Genomic DNA, 2,415 nt, shown 5'->3' on the forward strand with positions numbered 1-2,415 from the left:
CTCCGAGTTCGCCGGGCGTGCGGTGCAGGCCTGGAAGGGTCTCGGGTTCCAGCTGATCATCGGCGTCCCGCTCGACAAGGTCACCGGCCTCGAGCCGCACATGGACGACCTGCTCGCGATCACCAAGAACTCGGCGACCCACCAGTCGTGGATCACGCCGATCACCGACGCGGCTGTCGATGGGTGAGGCAACGGCCGTCTTCACCCGCGACGGCGAGACCTGGCTGCCGAGCGTCCTGTCCCGAGGCCCGTGGGACGAGCGCGCCCAGCACGGTGGCGCGCCGGGCGCGCTCCTGGCCCACGTCGCCGAGTCCGCGGTGGACGAGCCCGGTTGGCAGCTCTCGCGACTGTCCATCGAGCTGATCAAGCCCGTACCGGTCGCGCCGCTGACCACACGGTCCGATGTCCATCCCGCCCGTTCCACGACCCGCGTCACGCTCAAGCTGCTCGCCGGCGACGTACTCGTGGCCCGGGCGCATGCCCTCCTGGTCCGGGGCCAGCCCTTCGAGCTGCCGGCCGGGCTGCCCGGCTGGGAGCCGGCTCAGCTCCTGCCCGGTCCCGACGACTGCACCCAGCGGCTGCTCATCCCCGGCATGCCCACGGGCGTCTCGTTCTACCAAACGGCGATGGAGCACCGGATGGCTCGCGGCAACACCGCGGAGCCCGGACCGGCAGCCGCGTGGTTCCGGCTGGCCGTGCCCCTGATCGAGGGCCAGCCCAGCTCCGCCGCGATGCGCGCCGTCGCGGCTGCCGACTTCGGCAACGGCCTGAGCTGGGTGCTCCCGGCCGACCGGTACCTCTTCTCCAACGCCGACCTCAACGTGCACCTGCACCGCCCACCCGTGGGCGAATGGATCGGCCTGTCGTCGGCGACGCAGCCCGACGGCAGCGGCGTCGGTACGACGCTGTCCCACCTGTACGACGCCGGCGGCCCCATCGGCGTCGCGATCCAGACGCTGGTGATGCGCGAACGCCGCGATCCCTCGTAACGAAGGGATCCCGGGAGCGGCCGTCAGCCGCTATCTTCGGCAGATGACCACGCTGGCGGACATGGGCGGCCGCGCCGAGTTCTACGGCACGGTCGCGCACGACCCCGACGCGCCGGCCTTCCACGCCGACTGGGAGCGCCGCGCCTTCGGCTGCGCGGTCTTCGTCAGCGGGATCCTGAATCCCACCGGCCCGGACCTGGACTCGGGCCGCTGGGCGATCGAGCAGATCGCCCGCGAGGACTACCTGGCGCCGTACTACTGGCGCTGGCTGCGTGGAATGGAGCTGCAGCTGGAGCAGGCGAAGTGGCTCCAGCCGGGCGAGGTGCAGGCCCGCATCGACGGCTCACCCGCCCCGGGAGGTGGGCGCCGGGCACGGAAGATCCAGACGACCATGGCCAGTGCCGCCATAGGACTGGTCACGCGTCCGACGATGCCGCGCTTCATGGCCGCGCACGTGATGCCCCGCATCATCGGCGGCAACCGCAGGACGATCCGCCGGCCTCGCTTCAAGGTCGGGGACGCCGTCCGGGTGCGCGCCGAACGCGCCGCCGGCCACACCCGCCAACCGGGCTACACGACGGGCAAGCCGGGGACCATCGTCGGCAACAGCGGTGCGGTGCGGTTCTCCGATGCCCGGGCGATGGGCCGCCGGAGCCGGCCCCAGTACGTCTACACCGTCGCGTTCGACGGGCGTGACCTGTGGGGCGAGGCCGCGGAGCCCGACACCGAGGTCCGCATCGAGCTGTTCGAGTCCTACCTGGAGGCACGATGACCACCGATGACGCCCGCGCGGTCCGGGTGGAGGCGGTCGAGTCGCTGCTCGTGGAGAAGGGACTGGTGGACTCCGCTGTCGTCGACAGGATCGTCGAGCACTACGAGACCAACGTCGGGCCGCTCAACGGCGCGAAGGTCGTCGCCCGCGCCTGGACCGACCCCGCCTTCCGCGAACGCCTCCTCGCCAACGGCACCAAGGCCGTCGCCGAGCTGGGCTTCGGTGGTCCCGAGGGCGCGATGATCGTCGCGATCGAGAACACCCCCGAGGTCCACAACGTCGTCGTCTGCACCCTCTGCTCCTGCTACCCGTGGCCGGTCCTCGGCCTCCCGCCGACCTGGTACAAGTCGGACGCGTACCGCTCGCGCATGGTCGCCGAGCCGCGCAAACTCCTCGGCGAGATGGGCCTCGAGGTGCCCGCGACCAAGAAGGTCCGCGTGTGGGACAGCTCGGCGGAGGCGCGCTACCTCGTGATCCCGGAACGTCCGTCGGGCACCGAGGCGATGAGCGTCGAGGAGCTGGCTGCGCTGGTCAGCCGGGACTCGATGATCGGTGTCGCGGTCGCGAAGGTGCCCGCCGCATGACGGCGCAGCCCGAGCCGATGACCGGGCAGGCGACGATCGACTCCGACCTCGAAGGAACGGTTTCCCCGCC

4 protein-coding genes are annotated in these 2,415 nt (G+C 71.6%); all 4 read left to right on the forward strand.

What is annotated here, in order from left to right; all coding sequences use genetic code 11:
* Positions 1 to 187 (forward strand): hypothetical protein (locus tag ACOADB_RS26935; protein ID WP_378606301.1); only part of this gene is annotated, 187 nt, incomplete at its 5' end.
* Positions 180 to 989: a thioesterase family protein gene (locus ACOADB_RS26940; protein ID WP_378606303.1), complete on the forward strand. Its 810-nt coding sequence runs from the start codon at positions 180 to 182 to the stop codon at positions 987 to 989. The genes ACOADB_RS26935 and ACOADB_RS26940, both read left to right, overlap by 8 nt.
* 43 nt (positions 990 to 1,032) lie before the next feature.
* Positions 1,033 to 1,761, forward strand: coding sequence for an SH3-like domain-containing protein (locus ACOADB_RS26945; protein ID WP_378606305.1), 729 nt, complete (start codon positions 1,033 to 1,035; stop codon positions 1,759 to 1,761).
* Complete coding sequence (nthA, locus tag ACOADB_RS26950) at positions 1,758 to 2,345, forward strand: nitrile hydratase subunit alpha (RefSeq protein ID WP_378606308.1); 588 nt, start codon at positions 1,758 to 1,760, stop codon at positions 2,343 to 2,345. Before ACOADB_RS26945 ends, nthA begins: the two co-directional genes overlap by 4 nt.
* Positions 2,346 to 2,415: the final 70 nt, after the last annotated feature.

Origin of the sequence: Nocardioides sp. CPCC 206348 (genome assembly GCF_048654705.1) — a bacterium.
In the GTDB taxonomy this organism is placed as follows: domain Bacteria; phylum Actinomycetota; class Actinomycetes; order Propionibacteriales; family Nocardioidaceae; genus Nocardioides.